The sequence below is a fragment of the Bacteroides sp. AF39-11AC genome, assembly GCF_003474285.1.
Taxonomy (GTDB): domain Bacteria; phylum Bacteroidota; class Bacteroidia; order Bacteroidales; family Bacteroidaceae; genus Bacteroides.
Genome location: NZ_QROH01000002.1, coordinates 624,970 through 645,949 on the forward strand (window position 1 = coordinate 624,970; position 20,980 = coordinate 645,949).

19 protein-coding genes and 1 pseudogene are annotated in these 20,980 nt (G+C 42.0%); 10 read left to right on the top strand and 10 right to left on the bottom strand.

Translation table 11 applies throughout. From position 1 onward, the window contains the following. Positions 1-32 precede the first annotated feature (32 nt). The 7 genes and pseudogenes from rhuM (at position 33) to miaA (ending at position 7,220) form a co-directional block, all read left to right on the top strand. A pseudogene (gene rhuM, locus DW036_RS05230) lies at positions 33-961 on the top strand (RhuM family protein). A 50-nt stretch (positions 962-1,011) separates the two neighbouring features. Beyond that, positions 1,012-2,241, top strand: a complete 1,230-nt coding sequence (locus tag DW036_RS05240) for an HD domain-containing protein (protein WP_118461853.1) — start codon at positions 1,012-1,014, stop codon at positions 2,239-2,241. A gap of 85 nt (positions 2,242-2,326) precedes the next feature. Continuing rightward, complete coding sequence (lpxD, locus tag DW036_RS05245; protein WP_118461855.1) at positions 2,327-3,367, top strand: UDP-3-O-(3-hydroxymyristoyl)glucosamine N-acyltransferase; 1,041 nt, start codon at positions 2,327-2,329, stop codon at positions 3,365-3,367. 3 nt (positions 3,368-3,370) lie between these two features. Next, positions 3,371-4,756, top strand: coding sequence for a bifunctional UDP-3-O-[3-hydroxymyristoyl] N-acetylglucosamine deacetylase/3-hydroxyacyl-ACP dehydratase (locus tag DW036_RS05250; protein ID WP_118461857.1), 1,386 nt, complete (start codon positions 3,371-3,373; stop codon positions 4,754-4,756). 87 nt (positions 4,757-4,843) lie between these two features. Continuing rightward, on the top strand, positions 4,844-5,611 hold the full coding sequence (lpxA, locus tag DW036_RS05255; RefSeq protein WP_007215340.1) for an acyl-ACP--UDP-N-acetylglucosamine O-acyltransferase: 768 nt from the start codon (positions 4,844-4,846) through the stop codon (positions 5,609-5,611). Between the two features lie 23 nt (positions 5,612-5,634). Then, positions 5,635-6,195: a hypothetical protein gene (locus DW036_RS05260; protein WP_118461859.1), complete on the top strand. Its 561-nt coding sequence runs from the start codon at positions 5,635-5,637 to the stop codon at positions 6,193-6,195. Between the two features lie 128 nt (positions 6,196-6,323). Further along, on the top strand, positions 6,324-7,220 hold the full coding sequence (gene miaA / locus DW036_RS05265; protein WP_118461861.1) for a tRNA (adenosine(37)-N6)-dimethylallyltransferase MiaA: 897 nt from the start codon (positions 6,324-6,326) through the stop codon (positions 7,218-7,220). A gap of 3 nt (positions 7,221-7,223) precedes the next feature. Here the strand turns inward: miaA and DW036_RS05270 are convergent, their stop codons facing one another. Continuing rightward, positions 7,224-8,471 (bottom strand): carcinine hydrolase/isopenicillin-N N-acyltransferase family protein, encoded by a 1,248-nt coding sequence (locus DW036_RS05270; RefSeq protein WP_118461863.1) that lies wholly within the window; start codon positions 8,469-8,471, stop codon positions 7,224-7,226. A gap of 142 nt (positions 8,472-8,613) precedes the next feature. Between DW036_RS05270 and DW036_RS05275 the strand changes: the two genes are divergently transcribed. Further along, positions 8,614-9,789: a peroxiredoxin gene (locus tag DW036_RS05275; RefSeq protein ID WP_118461865.1), complete on the top strand. Its 1,176-nt coding sequence runs from the start codon at positions 8,614-8,616 to the stop codon at positions 9,787-9,789. Positions 9,790-9,805: 16 nt separating this feature from the next. Here the strand turns inward: DW036_RS05275 and DW036_RS05280 are convergent, their stop codons facing one another. From DW036_RS05280 to DW036_RS05300, 5 genes are all read right to left on the bottom strand, one after another. After that, positions 9,806-10,411 carry a TonB-dependent receptor plug domain-containing protein gene (locus tag DW036_RS05280; RefSeq protein WP_118461866.1) on the bottom strand — a complete coding sequence of 202 codons (606 nt, stop codon included), beginning with the start codon at positions 10,409-10,411 and terminating at the stop codon, positions 9,806-9,808. A 91-nt stretch (positions 10,412-10,502) separates the two neighbouring features. After that, the gene (locus tag DW036_RS05285) at positions 10,503-11,270 is read right to left on the bottom strand and encodes a TlpA disulfide reductase family protein (protein ID WP_118462052.1); all 768 of its coding nucleotides are present in this window, start codon (positions 11,268-11,270) and stop codon (positions 10,503-10,505) included. A gap of 94 nt (positions 11,271-11,364) precedes the next feature. Then, positions 11,365-13,521, bottom strand: coding sequence for a M56 family metallopeptidase (locus DW036_RS05290; RefSeq protein ID WP_118462053.1), 2,157 nt, complete (start codon positions 13,519-13,521; stop codon positions 11,365-11,367). 13 nt (positions 13,522-13,534) lie between these two features. Continuing rightward, entirely contained in the window at positions 13,535-15,379 is a 1,845-nt protein-coding gene (locus DW036_RS05295) for a TlpA disulfide reductase family protein (protein WP_118461868.1), read from the bottom strand. Between the two features lie 21 nt (positions 15,380-15,400). Next, positions 15,401-15,763, bottom strand: coding sequence for a BlaI/MecI/CopY family transcriptional regulator (locus DW036_RS05300; protein WP_118461869.1), 363 nt, complete (start codon positions 15,761-15,763; stop codon positions 15,401-15,403). Positions 15,764-15,929: 166 nt separating this feature from the next. Here DW036_RS05300 and DW036_RS05305 point away from each other — a divergent pair, with 166 nt between their 5' ends. Continuing rightward, on the top strand, positions 15,930-16,634 hold the full coding sequence (locus DW036_RS05305; protein WP_118461871.1) for a hemerythrin domain-containing protein: 705 nt from the start codon (positions 15,930-15,932) through the stop codon (positions 16,632-16,634). Then, entirely contained in the window at positions 16,624-17,238 is a 615-nt protein-coding gene (locus tag DW036_RS05310; RefSeq protein WP_118461873.1) for a response regulator transcription factor, read from the top strand. The genes DW036_RS05305 and DW036_RS05310 overlap by 11 nt, the downstream gene beginning before the upstream one ends. A gap of 586 nt (positions 17,239-17,824) precedes the next feature. Here DW036_RS05310 and DW036_RS05315 read toward each other — a convergent pair. Genes DW036_RS05315 through DW036_RS05330 form a run of 4 tightly spaced genes read right to left on the bottom strand, consistent with a single transcriptional unit; the run spans position 17,825 to position 20,886 of the window. After that, positions 17,825-18,307: a hypothetical protein gene (locus tag DW036_RS05315; RefSeq protein ID WP_118461874.1), complete on the bottom strand. Its 483-nt coding sequence runs from the start codon at positions 18,305-18,307 to the stop codon at positions 17,825-17,827. Between the two features lie 25 nt (positions 18,308-18,332). After that, complete coding sequence (locus DW036_RS05320) at positions 18,333-18,533, bottom strand: DNA-binding protein (RefSeq protein ID WP_118461876.1); 201 nt, start codon at positions 18,531-18,533, stop codon at positions 18,333-18,335. A 41-nt stretch (positions 18,534-18,574) separates the two neighbouring features. Then, entirely contained in the window at positions 18,575-19,915 is a 1,341-nt protein-coding gene (locus tag DW036_RS05325; protein WP_118461878.1) for an alpha/beta fold hydrolase, read from the bottom strand. An 11-nt stretch (positions 19,916-19,926) separates the two neighbouring features. Beyond that, positions 19,927-20,886 (bottom strand): SPFH domain-containing protein, encoded by a 960-nt coding sequence (locus DW036_RS05330; protein ID WP_118461880.1) that lies wholly within the window; start codon positions 20,884-20,886, stop codon positions 19,927-19,929. Between the last annotated feature and the right edge of the window lie 94 nt (positions 20,887-20,980).

Genomic DNA, 20,980 nt, shown 5'->3' on the forward strand with positions numbered 1-20,980 from the left:
ATGAAAAGGTTATCAGAAAACCAGCAGCAATCATGAACCAAAGCAAGATTGTCATATATCAAACCCAGGATGGAAAGACTTCCATTGATGTGAAGCTGGAGCAGGACACAGTGTGGCTTACACAGGCACAAATGGTTGAGCTTTTCCAGAAAGACCAGTCTGTAATCGCCCGCCACATTGCGAATGTATTTAAGGAAGGAGAACTTGACAAAAATAGTAATATGCAAATTTTGCATAATACTCTCTCCAAATATAAACCTACTACCATTTACAACTTGGATGTCGTCATTTCCGTAGGTTACAGAGTAAAGAGCCAAAGAGGTACACAATTCCGTATATGGGCAAACTCTGTTCTGAAAGACTACTTGATTCGTGGTATCGCCGTCAACGACAATCGCTTAAAGCAGCTGGGAGAGGCCATCAAAATATTAAAACGCACCACCAACCAACTTGACGCCCAACAAATGCTTGCCGTAGTAGAGCAGTACACTATAGCCCTTGACCTACTGGACGATTATGACCATCAGTGCATCAGAAAACCCGACGGGAATAAAGCAACGTATGTTCTGACCTACGAAGAATGCCGTAATGTAATAAACAGCATGAAGTTCAATACAGACAGTGATCTCTTCGGCAATGAAAAAGATAAATCTTTCTATAGCAGTATCGGCGCTATCTACCAAACCTTTGGCGGAGAAGATGTTTATCCGTCCGTTGAGGAAAAAGCCGCCAATCTACTCTATTTCATATAACCAAGAATCATTCATTCAACGATGGCAACAAGCGTATTGCAGCTACCATATTCCTCTATTTTCTGCAAAAGAATAGAATTCTATATCATGAAGACGGAGAGAAACGCATCAATGACAGCACACTTGTCGCAATAACCATCATGATAGCCGAATCAAAAACAGAAGAAAAGGAGATTATGACAAGATTGGTTATGAACTTCTTAACATAAACATTAGAATCAGACAAAAACTTTATATAAAAACGAGTAAATTATAACACATGCCCTACGAACGAAAGATCATTAACGACCCGGTGTTCGGGTTCATCAATATCCCGAAAGGGTTGCTGTACGACATCGTGCAGCATCCCCTTTTGCAACGTTTAACCCGCATTAAGCAACTAGGTTTGTCGTCTGTGGTTTATCCCGGTGCGCAGCACACTCGCTTTCAACATTCGATGGGGGCTTTCCATTTGACGAGCGAAGCTGTCCAGCAGCTCGCCAGCAAAGGAAACTTCATTTTTGACAGTGAAGCCGAAGCTGTGCAGGCGGCCATTCTGATGCATGATATCGGACACGGTCCTTTTTCTCATGTACTGGAAGATACTATCGTACAGGGTGTATCTCACGAGGATATCTCCCTCATGCTGATGGAACGCATCAACAAAGAAATGAACGGGCAGCTCACCCTTGCCATCCAAATATTCAAGGACGAATACCCCAAGAAGTTCCTGCACCAACTGGTCAGCGGACAACTTGACATGGACCGCATGGACTACCTTCGCCGCGACAGTTTTTACACCGGCGTAACGGAAGGTAACATCGGCTCGGCACGCATCATCAAGATGCTCGATGTGAAAGAAGATCATCTCGTGGTAGAATCCAAAGGCATCTATTCCATTGAGAATTTCCTCACGGCCCGCCGCTTGATGTACTGGCAGGTATATCTGCACAAAACGTCCGTAGCATACGAGAAAATGCTCATCAGCGCCCTGCTCCGTGCCAAAGAATTAGCAAGTAAAGGTGTGGAATTATTTGCTTCACCGGCATTGCGTTTTTTCCTTTACAATGACATCTACAAGGAAACTTTCTATAACAATCCGGAGTGCCTGGAGAACTTTATCCAACTGGATGACAATGACATATGGACCGCATTAAAGGTCTGGAGCACCCACAACGACAAGGTTCTGTCCACGTTGAGCCTCGGTATGATCAACCGTAATATCTTTAAAGTGGAAATTTCTACCGAACCGATATGTGAAGAAAGGAAAAAAGAGTTAACTTTGCAAATCAGTCAGCAACTGGACATACCCCTCTCCGAAGCGAGCTATTTCGTCTCTACCCCCAGCATTGAGAAGAATATGTACGACCCGGCAGACGATAGTATTGATATCCTTTATAAAGACGGAAGTATCAAGAATATTGCTGAAGCATCGGACATGCTCAATATTTCCCTACTGTCTAAAAAGGTAAAAAAATACTATCTTTGCTACCAACGTTTGCATAGGTAAGTATAAAATATTCACCCAAGGACAAGGAAATATAAAAAAAAAGTCCGTTATTTGTGATTTGAAACCATCTAACAAGAATAAGACAATGGAGTTCTCTGCTAAACAAATTGCAACATTTATCCAAGGAGAAATCGTTGGAGATGAGAATGCAACTGTACATACTTTTGCCAAGATAGAAGAAGGCATCCCCGGTGCTATATCGTTTCTGTCAAACCCCAAATATACATCTTATATCTACGAAACCCAAGCCAGTATTGTACTGGTAAACAAAGACTTCGTTCCTGAAAAAGAAATAAAGGCTACTTTAATTAAAGTGGATAATGCCTACGAAAGTTTGGCGAAATTGCTCAATCTTTACGAACAAAGTAAGCCTAAACGTGTGGGTATCGATCCGTTGGCTTTCGTTGCCGAGACTGCTAAAATCGGCAAGGATGTTTACATTGCCCCCTTCGCTTGCATTGGTGAATACGCAGAAGTGGGAGACAATACAATGATACATCCACACGCTACTGTCGGTAGTGGTGCCAAAGTGGGCAGCAATTGTATCCTATATGCCAATACAACCATTTATCATGACTGCCGGATAGGTAATCATTGCATCCTGCATTCCGGCTGTGTGATCGGTGCGGATGGTTTTGGTTTCGCCCCAACTCCCGAAGGTTACGAAAAAATACCTCAAATCGGTATCGTAATACTGGAAGACAATGTAGAGATAGGCGCAAACACTTGCGTGGACCGTGCTACAATGGGGGCAACCATCGTACACAAAGGTGTGAAACTGGACAACCTGATACAGGTAGCCCACAATGACGAAATCGGTGCAAACACCGTTATGGCGGCGCAAGTGGGTATTGCAGGATCTACCAAGATAGGCGAATGGTGCATGTTCGGCGGTCAGGTAGGCATTGCAGGACATATCCATATCGGAAATAAAGTGAACCTCGGAGCACAGTCCGGTGTTCCCAGTAATATTAAGGATGGCAGCCAGTTAATCGGTACTCCTCCCATGGAACTGAAACAATACTTCAAAGCCTCCGTTGCCCAACGGAACCTGCCGGACATGCTAACAGAACTCCGCCAGCTCCGTAAAGAACTGAATGAATTAAAACAACAAATAAATAAGTAACAAATGTTGAAACAAAAGACTCTGAAAGACAGTTTTTCCCTCAGTGGTAAAGGTCTTCACACGGGACTTGACCTGACCGTTACTTTCAATCCGGCTCCGGACAACCACGGATATAAAATCCAACGCATCGACGTAGAGGGACAACCTATCATTGATGCGGTTGCGGATAATGTGACTGAGACCACGCGTGGTACCGTTCTTTCCAAGAATGGTGTGAAGGTTAGCACGGTAGAGCACGGTATGGCAGCCCTTTATGCCTTAGGCATCGACAACTGCCTGATACAAGTCAACGGTCCTGAGTTTCCTATTCTGGACGGTAGCGCCCAATACTATGCAAAAGAGATAGAGCGCGTAGGTACAGAAGAACAAAACGCCGTTAAAGATTTCTATATTATCAAGTCGAAGATTGAGTTCCGCGATGAAAAGACCGGTTCTTCCATCATCGTGTTGCCCGATGAGAACTTCAGTCTGAATGTACTGGTATCTTACGATTCGACCATCATTCCCAACCAGTTTGCAACACTGGAGGATATGTCGAAATTCAAAGACGAAGTAGCTGCCAGCCGCACATTCGTATTCGTACGCGAGATTGAACCACTGTTGCAGGCCGGCCTCATCAAAGGCGGCGATCTGGACAATGCCATTGTGATCTACGAACGCGAAATGTCCCAGGAAGACTTCGACAAGTTGGCCGACGTAATGGGAGTTCCTCACATGGATGCCAAACAAGTGGGTTACATCAACCACAAACCGCTGGTATGGGCCAATGAATGTGCCCGTCACAAATTGCTCGACGTAATCGGTGACTTGGCTTTGATAGGTAAGCCTATCAAGGGACGTATCATCGCTACCCGCCCGGGACATACCATCAACAACAAATTCGCCCGCCAGATGCGTAAGGAAATCCGCCTGCACGACATACAGGCTCCGACTTACGACTGCAACCGCGAACCCGTCATGGATGTAAACCGTATCCGCGAACTGTTGCCGCACCGTTACCCATTCCAATTAGTGGACAAGGTTATCGAAATAGGTGCCAACTATATTGTAGGTGTGAAGAATATCACTGCCAACGAACCCTTCTTCCAGGGACACTTCCCGCAAGAACCGGTAATGCCGGGTGTATTACAGGTTGAAGCTATGGCACAGGTAGGTGGTCTGCTTGTATTGAACTCCGTAGACGAACCTGAACGTTATTCTACCTACTTCATGAAGATAGATGGTGTGAAGTTCCGTCAGAAGGTAGTGCCGGGTGACACCCTTATCTTCCGCGTAGAACTGCTTGCTCCTATCCGCCGTGGCATTTCCACGATGAAAGGTTATGCGTTCGTAGGCGAGAAAGTGGTTTGCGAGGCAGAGTTTATGGCACAAATAGTTAAAAACAAATAACCTCTGAGTTGAGAGTTGAGAATTGAGAGTTGAGAGTTATTCTCCTCTATTAATTTTCAACTCTCAACTCTCAACTCTCAACTAAATATGATAAGTCCCTTAGCGTATATTCATCCCGAGGCAAAAATCGGGGAAAACGTAGAGATTGCTCCTTTTGTATTCATCGACAAGAATGTGGTAATCGGCGATAACAACAAAATTATGGCAAATGCCAACATTCTGTACGGTTCACGTATCGGCAATGGAAATACTATTTTTCCGGGAGCCGTTATCGGTGCCATCCCTCAGGACCTGAAATTTCAGGGAGAAGAGAGTACCGCTGAAATTGGTAACAACAATACCATTCGTGAAAATGTTACCATCAATCGCGGTACAGCTGCCAAAGGCAGAACCATTATCGGTAACAACAACCTGTTGATGGAAGGTGTGCACGTAGCTCATGACGCCCTTGTCGGTAATTACTGTATCATTGGTAACTCTACCAAAATGGCAGGTGAGATTGTAATAGACGATTTCTCCATTATCAGTGCCAATGTATTGATGCATCAGTTCTGCCGTGTAGGTGGATACGGAATGATACAAGGAGGTTGCCGTTTCAGTAAGGATATTCCGCCATACATCATTGCAGGCCGGGAACCGATTGCTTACAGCGGTATCAATATTATCGGGTTGCGTCGTCGCGGATTCTCCAATGAAACCATTGAGAATATACACAACGCATACCGTATCATTTATCAGAGTGGATTGAACACTTCAGACGCATTAAAGAAAATAGAAGAAGAAATTCCGACGAGCCCGGAAATCGAATACATTGTCAGCTTCATCCGTGACTCCGAACGTGGTATTATTAGGTGATAAAACGATAAAGTAATTAGAATATGATATACAGATTTACACTTATCTCCGATGAAGTAGACGACTTCGTAAGAGAAATACAAATTGACCCGGAAGCTACATTCTACGACTTCCATGAGGCTATAGTGAAGTCAGTAGGTTATACTAACGACCAGATGACTTCTTTCTTCATCTGTGATGATGATTGGGAAAAAGAAAAGGAAATTACACTGGAAGAGATGGATGACAATCCGGAAATGGACAGTTGGGTAATGAAAGACACCACTATCAGCGAACTGATAGAAGATGAAAAGCAGAAGTTACTCTATGTGTTCGACTACATGACAGAACGCTGTTTCTTCATCGAACTCTCCGAAATCATTACCGGAAAAGAAATGAAAGGTGCCAAGTGTACCAAGAAGGAAGGTGATGCTCCGAAACAGACAATTGACTTCGAAGAAATGGCAGCCAACAGCGGATCGCTTGATCTGGATGAAAACTTCTATGGAGATCAGGACTTTGATCTGGAAGAATTCGACCAGGAAGGTTTCGACATGGGCGGAGGCGAAGGTGGCGCAGCACCGTTCGAGGAAGAAAAGTTCTAATATTATTTTAAATTTTTCATCCGCAGATAACGCGGATAACACAGATTTGAAAGACTTAAGCCTAGAAGAGATCTGCGTTATCCGCGTTATCTGCAGATGGAAAATGATTCTCTAAATACCATTTCCTTATGAAAACCCTGATAGTGCTTATTGGACCGACCGGAGTAGGAAAGACCGAACTCAGCCTGCGGCTGGCAGAGCATTACCAAACTTGCATCGTTTCCGCAGACTCCCGGCAACTCTATGCCGACTTGAAAATAGGGACGGCAGCCCCTACCCCCGAGCAACTGCAACGCGTGAAACATTACCTTGTAGGAACCTTGCAACTCACCGATTATTACAGTGCCGCCCAATACGAAGCAGAGGTACTGAAGCTTCTGGAAACCTTATTTACCGAACAAGACACCGTATTGCTTACCGGTGGCTCTATGATGTATGTGGATGCCGTTTGCAAAGGCATTGACGATATTCCGACCGTAGATGCTGAAACACGCCAGGTGATGCTACATAAGTATGAAACGGAAGGTCTGGAAAGATTGTGCGCAGAGCTAAAGTTACTCGATCCTGAATACTACAAAATAGTAGACCTGAAGAATCCTAAACGCGTAATCCATGCACTGGAGATATGCTATATGACAGGGAAGCCCTACACTTCATTCCGCACCCAGCAAAAGAAAGAACGCCCTTTCCGCATCATCAAAATAGGATTGACACGCGACCGGGAAGAACTTTACGACCGCATTAACCGACGGGTGGAGATTATGATAGAGGATGGCCTGGAAGAAGAAGCCAGAAAAGTATATCCTTATCGGGCACTCAATTCATTGAATACAGTAGGCTATAAAGAGATGTTCAAATACCTCGACGGAGAGTGGACCTTACCTTTTGCCATAGAGAAAATCCAACAGAACTCCCGGATCTATTCGCGCAAGCAGATGACATGGTTCAAAAGAGATGAAGAAATCCGTTGGTTCCATCCGGAACAAGAAACGGAGATACTGGCGTACCTCCATTCGGTAATGTAAGTTCTATTCTGATTCCAGTAAACTCTGATAAATCATTCTGATAGATGATTCCAGTTCATCGTACAGCTTCGGTATTGCTTGGGTATCGAGGCTTCCTTTTTTATACCACTCTTCCAGCAATGGCTTCGTCGTACGGAAAACTTCATCTTCTACCGCAGTAATCGCTGTCATATAACCGTCACCTTTCTCAGGACTATACAATCTTTCCCAATTCAGATAACGTCCGGTACCCATTCCCTGCTTATAGCTAAAAACTCTGTCTGCCAAACGAAGTGACCAATCACTGAGCAGAGCTGCCTCAGATTCTTTATTAAAACGTACCATTCCGGGAAGAAGTTTACCGGCATCTTTCACCCACAGCGGGACAGCTATACCGGTAGGAGGATAACCTAACAGTGTCCACATGGTAGTCAGTTCGGCCTTTTCACCCGGTTTTACACCCTGTACCACCACCGAACACGATGTACTGCTACGCGGAATGAAATCCTGATCTACAAACCAACCCGATGCCTGAGGACGATTATACGCCCCGCTACGCAAATCAATATCCAGCATACGGTTACGGAACGAACGGGATAAATCATTGAAAATAAACTGTGGGGTAATGCTACCTGTAGCCGAAGCTTTCATCAGTACCTGGTCTGCTTCCATATAGCGCACATAGCCGGCTCCCTCGTTCACCTTACCTGCAAAAGAGAAATTGGTACGGGCAATGTAGCCATAAGGAGCATCTTTCGGGTTATTGGCATCATACATCACATATTTATAATAATCTACCTCAAATATAGCTGCACCGCCTTGTGCATCGATTACACCGAAATTAGCTTCGATATCGCTGGGCTTGGAAATGGTATCCAGAAAATGACAGAAGTCCGCTACCGTAGCACAAACTTCAAGCGCACGATAAATGACACGTCCATTGGCTGCTCCCCGTTCTTCATCGCCTTTTACATCCACCAGATTATACGATTGTGTATTCATCAAAGCAAATCCTGAGGAATTAGTTCCCATCCATGCCTCTTTCAGATATGCATTGGCGCTATTCACTACAGCAATAAAGTTATACTTCTCGCCTTTCACATAATCAATATGGTTTCGCATAAAGTCCGTATCACGGTTTTTCCAAAGCAGGGGACGACCGTCAGGGGTCACTTTACCCGATACAACAGCAGAAGTACAAGCTTGCACAGGAGTAGCGAAAAAAACGATTGCTACCGCACATAAGATTAATAAGGATATTTGTTTCAACATAAGTCATCAGATATTTGGGAAGTTGATACAAAAATAAGATTTTCTACTAAAGAAGTATTCAAAAAGATCAGAATTATTTAGTTCCGGTTGAATATCTCAATAGGATTAATTACTTTTGAACGCAACTAAAAAGTACAGTACTATGAAACCACTTATTCCACTGGCAATATTTATATTCATTCTCACAGTCAGTTCTTGCACTACAGCACCTAACTTCCGAATAGATGGTACAACGCAGGGAATACAAATCGGGGACACACTTATTCTTACCCACCATCTGCTGCCGGACTGGAAAGAAGGCGACCGTGATACTTTCATAGCAACAAAAGAAGGAAAATTTTCTTTCTGCAAACATACAGATGAGACAAAGCTTTACATCATAACCTACCATCCTTCCCAAAATGAACCCTTAAGATATTGCAATCGCGGCTTTGTATTTTATGCCCGTCCGGGCGATTACCTGAAAGTAAAGGGGAACGTAGAGTTCTTTCCTGCCATGCACAAAGAGGGCGGAATGTATGATGATCCGCGTTTACAACGCATCCTGACCTTGGAAGATAGTATAACAGTGGAACAAAACAAAATATACCGCAAACTATACTATTTTGCAAACCTGCGAGGCACCCCACAGGCCAATCCCGACTCTATGATGTATTATAACCAAGCATACAGTCAATGCCGTTCCAGCGAACTAAGTGAAGCTCTGAAAGAATTCCGCAATACGGCAGATGACAGTGAATATGCCGCTTGGGAATATCTGCAAGCCATAAACAGAGTCTCCTATTCGGAAGCTGCAGAAAGATTCACTCATTTTACTCCCGAAATTAAATCATCGACTATCGGAAGAAAACTGGAACAGTTGCTCAAGGTCATGAAAAATATAGAACCGGGAAACACTCCAAGCGAGTTTACCGTAATCACTTCTGATAGTGCCCGTATTTCTTTGTCGGACTACCGTGGTAAATATTTACTTATTTATCATTGGGGATATGGATGTCCTGGAACTACCTGGGTACATCCGCGCTTATTGAAACTCTACGAAGAATACCACGATAAAGGTTTTGAAATCTTAGGATTCACTGGCGATAAGCAACCAGAAAGTCTCTCTCAGGACTCAGAAGCTGCTTCACTGTTTTATCCACCCTGGCCCACTGTATATACAAATCAAAAGGAAAATAGCTTTATTGCCGATGATTATTACTTCAACGGAGTTCCTATCCTGATGGTTATCTCACCCGAAGGAAAAACTCTTCTGAGGGGATATAGCAGCACCTATCAGCCCCTCAAAGAATTATTAGCAAAGGAGATGGGTAAATAAAAAGGCGGATAATTTCTTATTCATATTCTCCCCTTATGAAAATCATTGGTTTAATATAGATTTCCAAAGTTCCGTCTGCACCGGTTTTCACTTCCATTTGTTCGATGTTCGTTTGGTACGCAGTGCTGGCCGGAACTTCTTTGCCATCAATATAATAACGTGCATTTCGCCTGTCAACACCTCTCGGTTTCAGCAACTCATCAATCTGCTTAATCGTTTTTTCTTCCTTCACTTGCTGTGGAGTTTTCAGTTTCAGAACTATGACTCCATTTATTCCACGCGTACCATAAATAGCAGTAGCCGAAGCATCTTTCAAAATATCAATGCTTTCAATGTGCATAGGATTCAATGCCGCAAAGATTTCATAAGGAAGCTCTAACCCATTTACAATGTATAAAGGCTCATTGGATGGAATAGGAATGCGGTCTCTGATAACCAATGTACCATCTTTCTTCGGAGACTGTGTCACAAGTGTGTCATTCTTCAAAGTATCTTTGAAAATTACAAGCTCTTTCATGAAAGAGGCTTCAGCATGAATAGATATAGCGGCAGACATTACTAATAATAGAAATACTCCCCAAAAGAAGCTATATCCCTGGTGAATTTGTTTTCTTTGTCTCATAGCATTATCTTTTAAGTGATAGAATCTAAACCGTCTCAAACAAAAATAATTAAAAGTAATGATTTAAACAAAAAAATAAGAAACAAAGTATTTATTCAGCAGATAATTCCTTTAACCTATCAAGCAGATATGCTCGCTTACTCTCGCTTGTACCTTCTTCCCAATAGCGGATAATACCTTTCTTATCTACCAACACTGTAGTCGGTGTAACCTGTACTTTAAACAGATTGAAGAAAAATAATTCATCGGCAATATGCGTAAAAAGGAAAGGACGGTTCTCCACAATCTTCTTTATTTGTTCCGGTGTATTCCAAGTCGTGGAGAAATAAGTCACATTCGGACAGATCTTCATCCATTCATTCAAGTCCGGCATTTCTTTGATACAAGGTCGGCAACCCGTATGCCAATAGTTCAGCACGAAAGGCTTTCCTAGAATATCTACTTTTGTCCATACTCGTCCTGCCGTATCCTTTACTTCAAAATCCGGAAATGGCTTACCTACCCATTTATCAAGAGTAATCGTATTACTTCCGGCAACCGCCATCGGTTTTTGTGTTCCGGAACGTGAGATCATCAATAATTCCTCCCCTCCGGGTACTTTATCTACCGAAACCCGGTATTTCATTGCATAATCCGGTAATTTTTTCCCCTTATTCAGACGTATCTCCAATGCTGTATGTCCCTTTTCATCTGTCAACATAATCATTTGAGCTCCTTCATCATTCCGAACTCCCGGTGGCATACCATTGAAAAAGCATCCGTCAATGAGAACAAACTTGTCACCAGTAGTTTGGGCAGAGCAAAGCCCCGCCCAAACAAACATCATAAAGAGAAACAAAAAGAGAGAATTTCGTGTCATAATAGTAGTATTTAATTTTATTTCAATGTCGCAATCAGTAATAAAGGTATATACTTCATTATCCACCGGATCATAGTGTTACACCATATATACTTTATTCATCTTTCAAAGTAACTATCACTTTCGGTTCAGCCTTTACTTTGGCAGTCGCCATATTGATATAAGAAACAATCAATTTATCACCCTTTGAAACCGATAAGACAAAGCGACCATCCACATCGGTTATACTCCCTGTATGCGTTCCTTCTATCAATACAGATGCCCCCACAATAGGCTCACCGTCTTTATCCTGTACAAAGCCTTCAACCTTCATATCACCTTTGGATGAAGTTTTCTCAGCACCTTTTTTGTCTTTGGTAGTGATATAAATCTTGCCCTTACCACTATTTGAATCTTTCTCTACACTTATACTCTCAATTCTGTCAGCTGGTACTACACTACCCAAATCGACTTCCTTTGATTCAATTTCCACGCCATCCACATAGATAATCGCATCTCCCAAATCCGCCTTCTTACGATTTACATATACATTCTGTATTCCGGGAAGAGTAGATGATTTACTTGTCCCTTTCACTCGTAAAGTAGTAGAAGTTGAGTTCGTATTTTTGCTTCCTATAACGATAGGATATTCTTTATCTCTCAAAGTAATCAGAATCACACCATTCTTTCCCTTTTCTCCATACAATTCTGCGGCCGATTTATCCTTTAAAACAGTCATACTCTCTATACTTTCCGGTCTCAACGCTCCCATTATAGATGAAGGAACTTCTTTCCCATCCACAATGAACAAAGGTACAGCTTCTCCACGAATGGTTCCGGCAACTGTTACCAACTGAGAACTTGTTATCTCACCACCTTCCAGTTTGAATACCACCGGCAATGTATATTTCACTGCTACCGCCTTTCCTTTCTGCATACCTGGCTTCCACTTCGGCATCGCTCCCACTAATCGAATAGCTTCAGCATCCAAGTCTTTATCCACAGAACGAAGCACTTTCGGATTTGTCACATTTCCTTCCTTATCGATAATGAATTGCACCGTAACACGCCCCTGTGTACCATTCTTTTCTGCAGCTTCAGGATAACGCATATTCTTCTGAATGTACTCCATCGAAGCAGCTATGCCACCCGGGTATTCTGGCATTTGCTCCACCACCTCGTAGAAAGGAGTACCTTGTAACTTTTCAGTCACTTCCACGGGAATATACTTCACCTCTACTGGTTTAGCTGTATCTTTCAGAGCTGTAGCTACTTGTACTACCTCTTCCGTACTTTTTACGGCTTTTGCTTCCACAATTGCTGTCAAATCATTAACTTTGACGGCAGAAATCTCTTCTGCAGTTTCTGAGATTTCAGGACGGGCAAAAGCTGTTACTGCAATAGCTGCTACCGGAAGTATATATAAATACTTCAATTTTGCCCACGGATTCGATTTTTCTTTTAACATCATAGTGATACGTTTTTTAAGTTTACTGTGATTAAAGCTGTTGGCCATAGAGTAGAGCCTTGTGCCGACAGCTTTTTTGATTAATAATAGTTGATATTGTTTCGCGTCAACGCCTTTCTCAATAACCGTTTCATCAGCCTCATACTCATGGATATTCTGTAGCTCCTGTTTCAATAACCATGAAGCCGGATTGAACCACTGGAAGAAGATACAAATATCCGCCACCAACAAGTCCCATGAATGCCGATTCTGAATATGAGCCAATTCATGAATAAGTATCTCCCGACCATTCTCATCCAGATCTTTTTCCGAAATAACAATATATTTCATCCAACTGAACGGAGCTATATCACGGTCATGTACTATCAGAGTCACTTTCTCTCCCCCATCGATATATTTACTTAAATTCTCTTTCCTACCAGATTTTAGCAACCCGCCTAATTTCAACAACGAATACCCATTGCGTAGGGCAAAGAGTAAAATTCCTGCCAGGTACACCAACAATGCAACCTGTATCCAAGTCACCGTCACTTCCTCTGCCTGTAAATCCGTAGCACTAGCCGTGTTCATCATATCCGCCAGCATCAACCACTGTTCTAAAGTCATCATGGTCTGATGAACTTCTGTCTGTTCCTCTACGGTTACCTCTACCAATGGCAAGAGGCACGATAACAACAGAATGCTCAATAGCGCCACCCGGTTGAAACGATGAAACGTTTCGCGACTCAGCAATAATCGGTAGAATAAATAAAATACCACCAGACAAACCGACGACTTCAGTATATAGACAAAGAAAATTCCCATATGGATGTACAATTTATAATTTAATCAATTCTTCTCTCATCTTTTCCGCACCGGGGAAACCTGTAACTTTATATGAAAGCTTCCCTTCCCGATCTATCACAAAGTATGTAGGTATTCCCGGATACTCATATAATTTGCCTAATGCAGCACTTTGTTCATTCGTAATCCGGTAATGAATTCCGTGAATATCAGGTATTGTGATTTTCCACTTTCCTTCGGGTGAACTTTCATCCGCTACATAGACATATACTACATCTTTCAGTTCTTCTTTAACTGGTTTCAAACTATTCATAGCTCGCATACAAGGACCACACCAAGTATTCCACATATCTATCAGAACCACTTTACCACGATAAGGACGAGTGATAACTGCTAACAAACTGTCCGCTGTAACTGCCGTATCAAGTTGGCAGATCGTATAACCAGTTTTCTTTGCACTCTCTGCAAGTAAATCCGCCACTTTCTGATTTCTGATGGTCAAAGCTTTCTTGATTTCCGGTTCGGATATACTATCCAACGTCAGCATCTGTTTCTCCGACAATGGCTTCAGGCGGGCAAGAGTAGATCCTAAAGGTCTCGCCCGTAAGATATCCTCCCAGATAGGTTGCGGTTCAAACTTACCTTTGAAATCCTCGGTTGCAGCACGAACAAAATCAGGATAACCGCCATATCGTATATAAGGAGAATGAATAAAATCCAATTTCAGGATATCATCATAATAGTTCTCACCTACCGTCATATCCGCACGCTTCACTCCTTTTTTTCCACTGATCATCGGGGCATAACTGATTGTACCCTTATACCCCTTGATAGCAAAGAAATACGACATTTCCAGATTGTTTATCATGTATGTGCGTGCAGCATCACTCAGCAACTTATTCTTTAGTATTTCATCACGATTTTTTTCGTAAATCTTCGTCACATACTTTTTATATTGGGCAGGAGTGACACCGCAAATATTCTCATAAAAACTATCCGCGCTGTAAATACTCGTCAGTCCGGCATACTTTGTTAGTTCAGTATTCAGACCGGCATACGTACCCTCAAACCAAACCAGTGGTCTTCCATCTTTCTTCCCGAACAAACGGCTTTCCGACCAGTAAATTTCCGGTAAATTAAATGTTATTTCAAGCTCACCACCCGGTACCAAAAATATCTCAAACCTCTTCCTCCCCACACGCAATGTAGCATCACCCGGTATCATCAAGTTTGTTTCATAATAAAAGCTTCCATCCTCAGCTATCGGAATGGATTGACCAAATACATCAAAAAAGAACCAGTCACTGCAATTGAAATTCAGAGTAGTTCCATATGCCGGATTGTAACCTAATATATGTCCGCGGATCACCGTCTTTCCATTTTTCAAATCAGGGTCAGGCAAAGGCTGAGAATAATCCAATTGCTGATTCAACAGTTTCTCTGATATTCCGATTTCCGGCTTCTTACCATCCAGACGCACCCCATAAATATTCCATCCTTCACTCTTCTTTGCAGGCATTTCATAAAAGTCGAGACTTTCCGCATCCATAGGAATCGGTTCAAACTTCAAAGTCACAGCCAGTTCACCCGAAGCCGGAAGATTTGTCCAAAACTCTTTCGAAAATCCATCGCCCCCCAGATAAGCATACATTTTCTCCCCTACCTGTACGACAGCAGTTGAGTCTATTCTTATTCCTTCACCCGGTCTGGAATATATTTTAGCCTCTATCCATGTCGTATCTTTCCCTAATATCACTTTCTGGAATTCTATTTGGTTGGTACTCGTTGCCATGAAATAAGGAGCTTTCACCACCTTCTTCGCCTGTAAGCCTGTGCAAACAGCTACCAACACTAAACAAATTATAGCAATGTTTTTCATAATCTTCGATATTTAAAGTTACTATATCTTCCCTCTCTCCACTTCCGCAATCAGCTGCTTCAAATCTTCCAGTGAGATATCTTCCTCCTTTACCAACGATGATACTGCGTTGAGATATGAATTATTGAAGTACTTACTAATCACTTTCTTCAGCGTTCCCTTGCTGAAGTCTTCCCTATTCACCACAGCATAATACTGGTACGTGTTACCGTAAGTCTTATGTGCCAGGAAACCCTTATCTTCCAATCCCCTCACAATTGTGGACAGCGTATTAAAATGCGGCTTCGGCTCTTCATAGAAAGCCAGCATCTCCTTCACAAACAACGGACCTTTCTCCCAGAAAAATCCCATGATTTCCTCTTCTTTTGCAGTCAATCCTTTCATAACTCTTCATTTGTTTTTCGCAAAGAACTAAAATATTTAGTTTATAAACTAATTTTCCTCGTTAAATAAGACTAAACACAAAATACCTACATATAGCGATTGCAATTCCCGGGGAAAATCCGTTACTTTGCGCACGAATTAACAAAGAAAGAAAGGATAATCTGCAATGAATGAACCGCATAAGTATCGCGCCACAGACAAAATGAGCGACCTTATCTGTGATAACTACTCCTTATTAATGGTTATGAGCCGCTTCGGCCTCTCCCTGGGATTTGGAGATAAGAGTGTAAAGGACGTTTGTGAGGCACAAGGCGTAGACTACCGCACCTTTCTCGCAGTAGCCAATTTCATCAGCGAAGAGCAATATACCTATAGTGGAGATGAAAATGTATTTTCCATCTCAGCCCTTATGGATTACCTGAAACGGGCGCACACTTACTTTCTCGATTTTAAATTACCTGTTATCCGTCGTAAGCTCATCGAATCTATCGATTGCTCGGGATCGGATAATATTGCCTATCTCATTCTGAAATTCTTCGATGAATATGCCAAAGAGGTACGTCGCCACATGGAATATGAAAATGAGGCTGTGTTCACCTATGTCGAAAAACTGCTCGAAGGCAAACTTGCAGAGAACTATGATATAGCAACCTTTGCCAGCAAGCACAATCAGATTGAATCCAAACTGACCGAACTGAAAAATATCATCATTAAATATTATCCGGAAAAAGAGAACAACAACAAGCTCAATGCTGTTCTTTTTGACATCTTCAACTGCGAACATGACCTTGCTTCACACTGTCAGGTAGAAGACTATATGTTTGTTCCTGCTGTAGCCCAACTGGAAAGGAGATTGAAAAATGAACAATAATGTTTCTGTAAAGATAGCAGTCGCTGAAACTTCTGTCATTATCCGAAGCGGACTTACGACAGTATTGAAGCGCCTGCCTAATCTGAATGTAGTACCTATAGAGGTTTCTTCCCCAGAGTCTTTGCAAAGTTACATACACTTGCATACACCTGATATACTGATTGTCAACCCTACTTTTGGCGGCTGGTTTGATCTTCCTGCATTCAAGACAGAAAATGGCAAGGTAGAAACTAAATATCTGGCCCTTGTATGTTCCGTAATCGACAGCAATTCATTAAAAGAATACGATGACCATCTCTCGATATGCGATGATCCGGACACCATTGCCACTAAAATAAACCAACTGCTGTGCACTGACGAAGAAGAAGAAAAAGAGAGTGAACAGGAAACACTCAGCCAACGAGAAAAAGAAATTATTACCTGTGTTGTGAAAGGCATGACCAACAAAGCCATTGCCGACCAACTTTATCTTTCTATCCATACAGTTATCACTCACCGCCGGAATATCGCCCGTAAACTGCAAATACACTCTCCGGCAGGTCTGACCATTTACGCCATTGTGAATAAATTGGTAGAATTGCAAGATATTAAGGATAACTTATAAAGAAAAGGGTACACCAGGAAATACTCCTGACATACCCTCTAATCTTTATTGTATTGGTTCCTAAAGTTCCCAACACTACTACAAATTAATGATTCTTTCTACTTTCCTCAATACCAGATACCATTATTTAATAACTTTCTCTTGCATATTTAGCTGCAATAGTCTTGCATTATATAATCTTCCTCCTTATTAAATCCAACTTCATTTTTATCTGTTTGTGTTGATCAATAGCACAAAGATGAAAACATACTGAGAATAGACCGAAAACAAGAATATTATGACTACTTTCTCAGGATTACAAGAAGTTAAGAGTTTGTCAACAAGGAGTTAACTTCCTGCTGACAAACTCTTAACTTCTTGTCAACAGGGTATTAAATGAAAAAATCCCCGTTCTTTCACGATATCACATCGGGGAAGACGGGAACCTTTTTTCCTTAATAAAAGTGGTTACGTAATTATGACTAACTAATTCATTAAATCTGATGATGCAAAAGTAGGGCATTTGCGAAGATGCTGCAATCCCTAAAACAAGGTATAATGAAAGAAGGCAGTAGTCATAATTAGGTATATAGACCTGTAAACATCCCTATTTATACTTAAACGCCAGGATATAATACACAATAAGCACCAATATCAGCAAACCACCGACAGCTCCTGTTATTATATTACACAGTCCTTGTGGAATACCATATTCCACCTCAACTTTACTAAAGACAAGAGTAAGAAACAGCAAAGTTAAACAAACATTTAATATCCGGGCAATGCGAACTGCCATAAGATACTGCACTGCCACATTACGTTCCGTAATACGTACCGGAAAACGTATCCAGCGGATAGGGAAATATGCAGAGAAACCTACCAAAAGAAGACAGAAAGTACCTAATCCGGCAGCTAACAAAGAAAAGTTTGCTACAATCTTATCTTCTGCATGTGTATACACCCATATAGCACACCCCCAAGCAGCAACAGCTAATAAAACAGCAACACCTTCCAGTATACGGTCTATTACGGTAGGATATACACGGATATTAGGAAACTCTTTAGTTGAATAAGAACCAAGATTTAACATAGAAATATGAATTATGAATTATAAATTACGATTCCAGTTCTTCAGGCGAAGGAATATTTTTAGTTTTCTTCATCCGCCCACTCTTCCGCAAAGCCTCAGCAATAATCCACTGAAGCTGTCCGTTAGTGCTGCGAAACTCATCGGCTGCCCATTTTTCAATAGCATCCATAGTCGCTGCATCTACACGCAAGACAAAGCTTTTGGTTGAAGTTTCTTTTTTAGCCACGATTCTATTTTACGATTAAACAATTTACTATTGACTTTGTATCATAACAGACTTCCGTTATGGATGAATGATACAATATCGTCCATAACATATCCCACTACAGGTGACGCCTGGTTATATTCAAATGGGGTAGCCTTACCACTACCTTCCTGCAACATATGATTGAGTTTAGGGTAAGATTTAAAGAAAGCATTCTTATTACGCAAAAGTCCAAAACGCCATAAGCCGAAATCCTGCATAGTAACCTGATAATCACGCTCACCTTGTAAGATCAGCATAGGTAAAGTCAATTTAGATGCCACTTCTACAGGTTTATAAGCATTAGCAAATTCCCAATAGGGACGAGGAACATTCAATAGCAAAGGAAGTTTGTCATCAAAATCCGGTGTACCCAACTTCTTTATATTATCTGCCTGCTTTTTTATTTCAGCAATCTGTTCTTTGGCACGGGCAGAAGAATCTGTCAAAGAAGAAATATAGGTCATCTGCTCAACAATTGCATCTTCAAACGGACGGGCTAAAGCAGCAACAAGAATAATTCCAGTCAATCCGTCGGCCCGTTCTGCAATACGAGGGGCAAGTGTGGCACCCAAACTATGGCCTAACACATAAACACTGTCAGCATCAACCTCCGGCAACGTCTTTGCCCAAGCAACAATGGCTATAGCATCATCCACACTTTCTGTGTCATAATCAATTTCACGACCTTCCGGCACACAAGCGGCACCATAGATTTTCGTACGTTTATCATAACGGATCGTTGCAATGCCACGTTCCGCCAATCCCCAAGCTAAATCACGAAAAGGTTTATTCGGCCCTACAGTCTCATCACGATCTTGCGGCCCGGAACCATGTACGAGAATTACCACAGGCACCTTTTTCTTCCCTACAGGCAATGTCAGTGTTCCGGGTAGCTTAAAGCCATCCGCTCCAACCGTTATATCCCGTTCCAGCATCTTCTCTTTATTATAAACCACCGGCTTTGCTGTAGAGGCAGCAGGCACAGGCATTAGACGAATCGTATTCATCCCACCATCTGCATCAAAAGACAGCAGGAAACGAAGGTCGTAACGCTCAAACTTCAAATCACGATGATAGAGCGTAATCCCCTCAGCACTTTCTTTCCGCCATTCGCCTTTGGACTGAAGTTTCCCGAACTGCTTTTCCGACTGCTTGAACATATCCCTAAAAACTTCCGGAGATAATTTTTCCTGTAAATTCTTGTTCAGGAGAGCATGGATACTATCAGCCTGATTTGCTACAAACAATTCATATACATGCTCTGCACGATTTATATTTGCATCCTGAGCAAAAACCGCTACTACATGTCCCAGCAATAAGCCAAGCAGTAATGCCCACTTATATAAAAAAGAGAAATTCATACTATTTGAATTTAATGATTTAATGTACCTGCGTTTACAATTGGCTGTGCAGCCTCATCCGCACAAAGCACTACTAATAGGTTACTGACCATAGCCGCCTTTTTTTCCTCGTCCAATTCAACAATCTCTTCTTCGGAAAGTTTATGCAAAGCCATTTTTACCATAGAAACAGCACCTTCCACTATTTTCTCGCGGGCAGTGATAATAGCTGAAGCCTGCTGACGGCGAAGCATCACTGCGGCAATTTCAGGTGCATAAGCCAAATAGTTGATACGTGCTTCCACCACTTCCATACCTGCCATAGCAAGGCGTTCATTCAGTTTCTGTTCCAATTGTTCATTGATTTCTTCACCGCCGGAACGAAGTGTCAACTCTTCAGTATCCGCTTCGTTATCATCGTAAGCATATTGCCCGGCCACCTGACGTAAAGCAGCGTCACTTTGTATCTTTACAAAGTTTTCAAAGGCATTCATACGGCTGGCAACTGCATTACCTATACTAATTTGATTCGCATTGCCTGTTACTGTATGTGCAGAGGATGCCATGGTCTGTGAATCAATTTCAAACATGGCCTTATAAGTATCTTTAAGTTTCCATACCAGCACCAAGCCAATCAGAATAGGATTACCTATTTTGTCGTTCACCTTGATAGGTTCTACATCCAGATTTCGTGCACGAAGAGAGAGTTTCTTCTTATCCAGGAACGGATTTACCCAGAAAAAGCCTGTTTCTTTAAATGTCCCTTTGTATTTACCAAAGAACACCATGGCCCGGGCCTCATTCGGTTCCAATTGCATATAACCGGCAAACATAATGCACCAGACAATGCAAAGGATACCAGCAACAATCGCTGTCGGAACACATGTGGTAAGGCCGAAGATAATAAGTGCCGGCAACACGATAAGATGAATGAATAATCCTAAGAAACCGTTCATCTTAAATCCATTAAAATTCAATTCTTTTGCTTCCATACTTTACAGATTTAATTGATATCATTTTGATATCACAAATATATCGAAATATTGAGCATATAAACAAGCAGTCTGAGAAGATTTTCCGGGGAAT

Excerpts from the sequence above, each read along its gene's own strand:
- DW036_RS05240 (WP_118461853.1), top strand. The coding sequence starts at position 1,012 with ATGCCCTACGAACGAAAGATCATTAACGACCCGGTGTTCGGGTTCATC.
- lpxD (WP_118461855.1), top strand. The coding sequence starts at position 2,327 with ATGGAGTTCTCTGCTAAACAAATTGCAACATTTATCCAAGGAGAAATC.
- DW036_RS05250 (WP_118461857.1), top strand. The coding sequence starts at position 3,371 with ATGTTGAAACAAAAGACTCTGAAAGACAGTTTTTCCCTCAGTGGTAAA.
- lpxA (WP_007215340.1), top strand. The coding sequence starts at position 4,844 with ATGATAAGTCCCTTAGCGTATATTCATCCCGAGGCAAAAATCGGGGAA.
- DW036_RS05260 (WP_118461859.1), top strand. The coding sequence starts at position 5,635 with ATGATATACAGATTTACACTTATCTCCGATGAAGTAGACGACTTCGTA.
- miaA (WP_118461861.1), top strand. The coding sequence starts at position 6,324 with ATGAAAACCCTGATAGTGCTTATTGGACCGACCGGAGTAGGAAAGACC.
- DW036_RS05270 (WP_118461863.1), bottom strand. The coding sequence starts at position 8,471 with ATGTTGAAACAAATATCCTTATTAATCTTATGTGCGGTAGCAATCGTT.
- DW036_RS05275 (WP_118461865.1), top strand. The coding sequence starts at position 8,614 with ATGAAACCACTTATTCCACTGGCAATATTTATATTCATTCTCACAGTC.
- DW036_RS05280 (WP_118461866.1), bottom strand. The coding sequence starts at position 10,411 with ATGAGACAAAGAAAACAAATTCACCAGGGATATAGCTTCTTTTGGGGA.
- DW036_RS05285 (WP_118462052.1), bottom strand. The coding sequence starts at position 11,270 with ATGACACGAAATTCTCTCTTTTTGTTTCTCTTTATGATGTTTGTTTGG.
- DW036_RS05290 (WP_118462053.1), bottom strand. The coding sequence starts at position 13,521 with ATGGGAATTTTCTTTGTCTATATACTGAAGTCGTCGGTTTGTCTGGTG.
- DW036_RS05295 (WP_118461868.1), bottom strand. The coding sequence starts at position 15,379 with ATGAAAAACATTGCTATAATTTGTTTAGTGTTGGTAGCTGTTTGCACA.
- DW036_RS05300 (WP_118461869.1), bottom strand. The coding sequence starts at position 15,763 with ATGAAAGGATTGACTGCAAAAGAAGAGGAAATCATGGGATTTTTCTGG.
- DW036_RS05305 (WP_118461871.1), top strand. The coding sequence starts at position 15,930 with ATGAATGAACCGCATAAGTATCGCGCCACAGACAAAATGAGCGACCTT.
- DW036_RS05310 (WP_118461873.1), top strand. The coding sequence starts at position 16,624 with ATGAACAATAATGTTTCTGTAAAGATAGCAGTCGCTGAAACTTCTGTC.
- DW036_RS05315 (WP_118461874.1), bottom strand. The coding sequence starts at position 18,307 with ATGTTAAATCTTGGTTCTTATTCAACTAAAGAGTTTCCTAATATCCGT.
- DW036_RS05325 (WP_118461878.1), bottom strand. The coding sequence starts at position 19,915 with ATGAATTTCTCTTTTTTATATAAGTGGGCATTACTGCTTGGCTTATTG.
- DW036_RS05330 (WP_118461880.1), bottom strand. The coding sequence starts at position 20,886 with ATGGAAGCAAAAGAATTGAATTTTAATGGATTTAAGATGAACGGTTTC.